Annotated in this window: 5 protein-coding genes; 2 read left to right on the top strand and 3 right to left on the bottom strand. The window is 69.2% G+C overall.

The window, feature by feature from the left end; translation table 11 throughout:
• The coding region (locus tag AC1DOC_RS11795; protein WP_478129837.1) for a UvrD-helicase domain-containing protein at nucleotides 1–2,340 on the bottom strand (2,340 nt) is incomplete at its 3' end.
• Entirely contained in the window at nucleotides 2,337–4,931 is a 2,595-nt protein-coding gene (locus AC1DOC_RS11790) for a PD-(D/E)XK nuclease family protein (RefSeq protein ID WP_478129836.1), read from the bottom strand. The genes AC1DOC_RS11790 and AC1DOC_RS11795, both read right to left, overlap by 4 nt.
• Before the next feature lie 158 nt (nucleotides 4,932–5,089).
• On the opposite strand from AC1DOC_RS11790, the gene trxA reads away from it, so the two are divergent.
• A complete protein-coding gene (gene trxA, locus AC1DOC_RS11785) occupies nucleotides 5,090–5,422 on the top strand; it encodes a thioredoxin TrxA (protein WP_012747433.1) in 333 nt (110 codons plus the stop codon).
• Nucleotides 5,423–5,604: 182 nt separating this feature from the next.
• Nucleotides 5,605–6,870 (top strand): transcription termination factor Rho, encoded by a 1,266-nt coding sequence (rho, locus tag AC1DOC_RS11780; RefSeq protein ID WP_478129834.1) that lies wholly within the window; start codon nucleotides 5,605–5,607, stop codon nucleotides 6,868–6,870.
• Between the two features lie 51 nt (nucleotides 6,871–6,921).
• On the opposite strand, the gene AC1DOC_RS11775 is transcribed toward rho, so the two are convergent.
• A partial coding sequence (locus tag AC1DOC_RS11775; RefSeq protein WP_478129833.1) for a Gfo/Idh/MocA family oxidoreductase occupies nucleotides 6,922–7,492 on the bottom strand: 571 nt, incomplete at its 5' end.

Genomic DNA, 7,492 nt, shown 5'->3' with positions numbered 1-7,492 from the left:
CAGTTGCACTGCATCGGGCACGGCGACGGATGGCGCCCTGACGCCGCCGGCGCGCAGCGCGCGCACCAGCGCATAGGGCGTGGCAAAGCGCGCGCCCTCGATCTCGAGCGAGGCCGCCAGCAGCCCGCGCAGATTGGCCAGCGCGCTCTGGCGCATGGCCGAAGGCATGGCGGCGCCGAACCTGGCCAGCACATCGCCATCGTGAAAGATCGCGCTGAGCGCGTCGTGCGGCGGCAGTGCGGCGAGCCAGCGCTGCCACTGCTTGAGCCTGGCGCCGGCCGCGGCCAGTTCCGCCGGCAGGCCCTCGCCTTTCTGGACCAGCGCGAACCAGCTCGACGACGGGTGCTCGCGCTGGCGCAGCGCCAGTTGCACCAGCGCATCGTCGCCAATGCCGAAGAGCGGCGACTTGAGCGCGCGCGCCAGCGAGAGGTCGTGCGCGGGCGACACCAGCGCATCGATCAGCGCCACCACGTCCTGCACTTCGGGGGCATCGTGCAATTCGTTCTTCTCGGGCTGCTGCACGGGAATGTGGCGCTGGCGCAGCGCGTCCTGCATGGCGGACAGCCGGTTGCGGCGGCGCGCCAGCACCATGATCTGGCGCGGCGGCGTGCCATCGGCAATACGCTGCGCGACCCAGCGCGCGGCCTGTTCGCATTCCTTTTGCAGCAGCTGCTCTTCGGGCAGCACCCGCGGCGTGACGAGGCTGTCGCGCCAGTGCAGCATGCCGTCGTCCGCGGGCGCGGCCTCGGCGGTGGTATCGAGGGCGCCGCGATCGATGGGCGGGAGCTTGAGCAGCTCGCCCTGGTCGTTGCGTTCGGTGGTGTGCGCGCGGTAGCCGTCGAACTCGCCGGCGTCCTGCGCGGCCAGCATCGCCTGGTTGACGAGGCCGACCACCGCACGCGCGTTGCGGTGGGTGTGGTCGCAATTGAGCAGCTCGCCGCCCAGCCCTTCGCGCACGAATTTCTTCGCGGCGATGAACACCTGTGGCTCGGCGCGGCGGAAGCGGTAGATGCTCTGCTTCGGGTCGCCCACGATGAAGACGCGCGGCGCTTTGCCGCCCGCGCCGGTGTAGGCACTGAGCCAACCGTAGAGCGCCTGCCACTGCAGCGGATTGGTGTCCTGGAACTCATCGATCAGCAGGTGCGCGATGCGCGCATCGAGCCGCTCCTGCACCCAGCCCGACAGCGCCGACTGGCCCAGCAGCAGTTGTGCGGCCTGTTCGACGTCGTTCATGTCGACCCAGCCATGGGCGCGCTTGACCTCGGCGAAGGCTGCGATCAGAAGGCGCGTGAGTCGCGTCATGCGCTGCTGGTAGAGCCAGGCCGCGTGCTGGGCCTGCGCGGCGCAGAGCGTCTGCAGCTCGGCCTCGGCCTCTTGCGCGGCGGGATATTTCTGCAGGTTCTTGTTGAGCCGGTCTTCGGTCGCGACGAAGAAGTTCTTGCGCAGGTGCGCCAGCGCGGACGCGAGCGACTCCTGCGGCGGCTCGCCGGTGCCGAACACGTCGATGACCGCATCGGCCGCTTTCTGCGGCGTCTTGTTGGCTTCGCGGCCGAGCGCGGCGGCGCGGTCGAGCCAGCGGCGCCGGGCCTGCTCGCCGCGCAGTGCCTCGGTCGGTTCGTCCAGGCCTTCGAGCGACGGATGCATGGCGCTGAAATGCTGCACCGCCGACGCCGGATCGGACAGCGAGAACTCGACCCGGCGCGTGAGCGCTTCGCCCAGGGCCTTGGCGGTCTGCGACCGGCCGTAGGTGGCGACGACGGCGTAGTAGTCGGCCAGCGCATCCTTGTCGGCCGTCACCGCTTCGAAGAAGGGGCGCCAGGTCCGCGAGCGCGCCTCGGCATCGTCCTCGAGCAGTTCGTAGTTCGCGGGCAGGCCGAGTTCGCGCAGCACCGCCAGCGGCGCATTGCGCAGCAGGCCCGCGAACCAGGCGTGGAAGGTGCGGAACTGCACCGGCCGGCCGCCTTCGAGCAGGCGCCTGTAGAGGCCTTGCAGACGCGGCACGGCGGCCAGCGCGGCATCGGGCCCGACGCCGCGGATCACGAGCTCGCGCACCAGCTCCTCGGGGCTGCGTTCGGCGAACTGCTCGAGCCATTGGTCGAGCCGCTCGCGCATCTCGCCGGCGGCCTTCTTGGTGAAAGTGATGGCCAGGATCTCGTGCGGCTCGCAGGCGGATTCGCCTTCCTCGAGCAGCGCGCGCAGGATGCGCGACACCAGCATCCAGGTCTTGCCCGCGCCGGCGCAGGCTTCGACGGCCACCGAGCGCCGCGGATCGCAGGCGACGGTATAGAAGGCCTCGCGCGTGACGTGCCGGCCGTTGTGTTCGTAGGCGGCGCCGTTCATTTCGCGGGCCCTCCCTCGGCCAAAGACGAAAGCGGGGCCTGTTCGATCTCCCAGAAATCCTTGCGGCAAAGGCCGCGCGCCGCGCAGTAGTCGCAGACGGCGCCCTCCCCCAGCGGCGGCAGCGCCGCGCCCTCGGCGATGCGGGTGAAGTCGTCGAGGATGCCGGCCACCAGCGCATCGCGCGCCTCCACCACCACGGGCTGCTCGACGGTCTGCGTGCCGGACGACTTCTCGCCGACGTTGACGTAGGCCGCGCGCAGCGTGTCGTCGGCCACCAGCGCGGCATAGAAGGCGAGCTGCGTGTCCTCGGTCGGGTCCTTCACGCGCTCCTTGGTGACAGCGGCCGATTCGGTCTTGTAGTCGATCACGAAGGCCTGGCCGTCCGGCATGCGGTCGATGCGGTCCAGCCGGCCGACCAGCTGCAGGCTGCCCAGCGGCTGTTCCATCCAGGGCTCGGATTCGGCGAACACGGCGCCGCTCGCCTCGTGTCCGGCAAGCCATTGAAGATAGCCGTCGCGCACCGCCGGCCATGCCGCGGCGAAGGGCAGGAACTCGGCATCGGACAGTCCGAACTCGCGTGTGGCGCGCTCGGCCGCTGCACTGATGTACGCCACACGCTCGGCGGCATCGCTGGTCGGCTTCTCCTTCAGCGCCTCGTGGAAATGGCCCAGCACGGCATGCAGCCAGTTGCCGAAGTCGCGCTTGTCGACTTCGGCATCGAGCTCGTCGGCACTTCGCAGGCCCAGCTGCCGCAGCGCGAAGAAGCGGTAGGGGCAACGGCGCAGGTCTTCATAGACGCTGGTCGAGATGTTGCGCAGTGGCAGCAGCGCCCCGGACGGCGTCGGGTAGGCGGTCGGCTGCAGCGCCACCTCGCGCGGCGTGCGCGGGTCCGCCGCCATCTGCAAGGCGTGGTCGAGTTGCAGCGCCTGCACCAGCGGGCTCGGACGCACCGGCTCGCCGCTCGCATCCGACTGGCGCCACAGCACTTCGCAGCGCGGGTTGCACAAGGCCGCGGCCCAGGCCGAGCGTTGCGCGGCCTCGAGCGTTTCGCGCGCGGGCAGGCCCAGTTCGGCGCGCTGCGCGGCACTCCAGTTGCCGGGCGGCTCGGGCGATGCGGGCAGGCGCCGGTCGTCACAGCCGGGAATGACCACGGCGCCGAACGCGCGGCCCAGCAACTGGTGCAGCGGCAGCACCACCACCTGCGGCGCCTCGTTGCCGGCGGGCGGCACGAAGCTGGCGTCCTCCAGCACGTCGCGCACCCAGGCCGTGAACTCGGCCAGCGTGTGGCGTCCGCCGGGAAATTCGTCGTCGTCGCCGTGGGCATCGGCATCGAGCCACAAGGCGCCGATCACCTTGGCGCCGGCCATGTCGGCTGCGAGCGGCTCCCATTGCTCCCCGGCCTCGAGCAGTTCGCGCAGCGCGCGCAGCCAGTCGGCCAGGGGCCGCGAGCGGGCCATGGCCATGCGGCGGCCTTCGACGGCTTCGGTGAAAGGCAGCAGCGCGATGTCCTGCGGCTTCTCGCTGCGCGCGGCCTGGCCGCACCAGGCGGACCACTCGCGCACGCCTTCGCGCCGCAGCCGGGCTTCGAGGGCCTGGGTGGCGAGCGCATCGCCGTCGGCGCCGCTCTTGAGCCATTCGAGCACCTGGTCGCTGCCGGCGTCGTGCGCGCAGGCGCGCAGCGCGCTCATCACGGTGGCGGCGGCGCGCGTGGTGGAAAGCTTCCAGCCGGTTTCGTCGTGCGCCGTGACACCCTGCGCCTGCAACTGCGCGCCGATGCGCCGCGTGAGCGCCCGGTCGGTCGCGATCAGTGCCACCGGCGCGCGGCCCTCGGCCAGGTGCCGCAGCACGCAGGCGGCGGCCAGTTCCGCCTCGTCTTCAGGGTCGGCGGCGACATGCGCGRCCGCCGTGATGGCCGCAGGGCTCACGGGCACCAGCGAGAGATGGATGGCGCGGTCGCCCCACAGGCTGCAGAGCGTCTGCGTGAGCGGATCGGCCTGGAAGCCTTCGAGCACGATCAGCGCATCGACCTGCGCACGCACCGTGTCGCGCAGCAGCACATCGGTGGCATAGCCCGAGTTGGCGGCCCAGGCCACCGCGACGCGGATCAGCGCGCTTTCAATGCGGAACCATTCCGACTCGCTGCCCGCATCGGCCACCTGGGCCGCGCGCTGCGCCCATTCGCCGCCGCGTACCTCGGGCAGCGCGGCGGCCGCCAGGGGCGCCAGCTGGTAGGCCAGCTCGACCACGCGCCCGGCCAGCGCGAAGCGTTCGGCGGCAAAGCCGGCCTGCGACAGCAGCGCTTGGGCCGTGACCAGGTCGCGCGCCATGTCGAAGGCGATGTCGTAGCCCGTGGGCAGGAAGCCCCCTGCGCTGCGTGCCCAGTTGCGCGTGGTCTCGAAGCGCGGCGCGAAGCCGGGGCTGCCGCAGCGCGACCACATGCCGTGGGCCACACCCATCAGTTGCGCGTACGGCACCAGCACCACGGTGCGCGCCGCATGCAGCCCGTGCTGCGCAACGGCGCCGGCAATGCGCGCGACGACGCCCTCGGCGGGGTCGCACCACAGGGCCTGGACGGGGTGGCCTTCGTTCATGTTCTATCGAGGGGTTGGAGGGCGTGGAGGCGCAACGCGCAAAGGGCTTTTGCTATCGGCGCCATAGCGTTCCCGCATGGCACCCCACCCCTTGGTTTCTGTCACAATGACCAGCACTTTAGCTGCACCGAAACTCTCCGCGCACAAGGACACATCACATGGCCAGCGACCTGATCAAACACATCTCCGATTCTTCCTTCGAAGCCGACGTGCTCAAGTCCAGCCAGCCCGTGCTGGTCGACTACTGGGCCGAATGGTGCGGCCCCTGCAAGATGATCGCACCCATCCTGGACGAAGTGTCGACCGCCTACGAAGGCAAGCTGCAGATCGCCAAGCTCAACGTCGACGAGAACCGCGACATCCCGGCCAAGTTCGGCATCCGCGGCATCCCCACGCTCATGCTGTTCAAGGACGGCCAGCTGGCCGCCACCAAGGTCGGCGCCATGAGCAAGGCGCAGCTCACGGCCTTCATCGACCAGCAGCTCGCCTGAGGCATTTCACCCGGCCAGCGCGCAATGCGTTGGCCGGACGGTTTTTTGCTGTCATAATCTCCCACAGATCACCGGCCCCTTCGAGGTAACCGGTTCGAGTTCCCCGGTTTGTGAGGCAGCTCTCGCCTCACATCAAACCTCCCCCCGTTTTTCCGATCGATTGCCCCGCAAGGGGTCATTCCATGCACTTAAACGAACTCAAGGCACTCCACGTGTCTGAAGTCCTCAAGCAGGCTGAAGCGCTTGAGATCGAAAACGTCGGCCGCATGCGCAAGCAGGAGCTGATGTTCGCGATCATCAAGAAGCGCGCCAAGGCCGGCGAACAGGTCTTTGCCGACGGCGTGCTCGAAATCCTGCCCGACGGCTTCGGCTTCCTGCGCAGCCCCGACACCAGCTTCACGGCCAGCACCGACGACATCTACATCTCGCCGAGCCAGGTGCGCCGCTTCAACCTGCACACCGGCGACATGATCGAAGGCGAAGTGCGCACGCCCAAGGACGGCGAGCGCTACTTCGCGCTGACCAAGCTCGACAAGGTCAACGACGGTCCGCCCGAGCAGAACAAGCACAAGGTGATGTTCGAGAACCTGACGCCGCTGTTCCCCAAGGAGCAGATGAAGCTGGAGCGCGACGGCATCAAGAGCGACGAGAACATCACGGGCCGGATCATCGACATCATCGCCCCCATCGGCAAGGGCCAGCGCGCCCTGCTGGTGGCGCCGCCCAAGAGCGGCAAGACGGTGATGATGCAGCACATCGCCCACGCGATCAGCGCCAACTACCCCGAAGTGCACATGATGGTGCTGCTGGTGGACGAGCGGCCCGAAGAAGTGACCGAAATGCAGCGCACCGTGAAGGGCGAGGTCATTGCCTCGACCTTCGACGAGCCCGCTGCGCGCCACGTGCACGTGGCCGAAATGGTGATCGAGCGCGCCAAGCGCCTGGTCGAGCTCAAGAAGGACGTGGTGATCCTGCTCGACTCGATCACCCGCCTCGCGCGCGCCTACAACAATGTCGTGCCCTCGTCGGGCAAGGTGCTGACCGGCGGYGTCGACKCCAACGCSCTRCARCGYCCCAAGCGCTTCYTSGGCGCCGCGCGCAACGTCGAGGAAGGCGGCTCGCTGACCATCATCGGCACCGCGCTGATCGACACCGGCAGCCGCATGGACGAAGTGATCTTCGAAGAGTTCAAGGGCACCGGCAACTCCGAAATCCACCTGGACCGCCGCCTGTACGAAAAGCGCGTGTTCCCGTCGATCCAGCTCAACCGCAGCGGCACGCGCCGCGAAGAGCTGCTGCTGGCGCCCGAGATCCTGCAGAAGACCCGCATCCTGCGCCAGCTCATGTACAACATGGACGAGATCGAGTCGATGGAGCTCATGCTCAAGAACATGAAGGCGACGAAAACGAATGTCGAATTCTTCGACATGATGCGTCGCGGAGGCTGAGCACCACGCTCGCCGCAAAAGCGCGTTGGCCCTCGGGTCAACGCGCTTTTTTCATGGGCGGTCGATGATGCGGATCGCCCGGCCCTCGGCCGCGCTCTGCTGGCCGATGTCGAGCAGTTCCATCAGCGCGACAGCCTGCTCGGGCGGCACCGGGTTCGGGCCGTTGCCCAGGATCGCGTCGCGCACCGCGGCGTAGTAGTCGAGGTAGTTGCCGGCCCGCGTGGGCCAGACCCGGCGCTGCGGCTCGCCGCCGTCGCTGGCGGGCACCACGAGTTCGCCGTCCTGCGGATCGGCGCCCCACCCCGCCATCGGCGGCCGCTGGCCGGCGCGCAGCGCGTCTTCCTGCGGATCGACGCCGTGCTTGATGTAGCTGCCGYGCGTGCCATGGACGATGTAGCGCGGCGCGGCATGGGCCGCGAGCGTGGTGGCGTGCAGCACCACGCGCAGCGGTGCATGCGGGCCGCTTTCGTAGCGCAGCACGGCGTGGAAATAGTCCTCGACCTGCGCGCCGTCGCGCAAGGCCGCGGTGTCGAGCTGCAGCGTGTCGGGCCTTCCGAACAGCTGGACCGCCTGGTCGACCAGATGAGCGCCCAGGTCGACCCAAAGGCCCGCGCCCGGCACT

The organism is Variovorax sp. 01T439_2, assembly GCF_056398445.1.
The sequence above is the reverse complement of the archived record's forward strand: the minus strand, read 5'-3'. Positions and strand labels throughout refer to the sequence as shown.

Bases quoted from the DNA above. Each gene is read 5' to 3' on its own strand.
- trxA (WP_012747433.1), top strand. From the start codon at position 5,090: ATGGCCAGCGACCTGATCAAACACATCTCCGATTCTTCCTTCGAAGCC.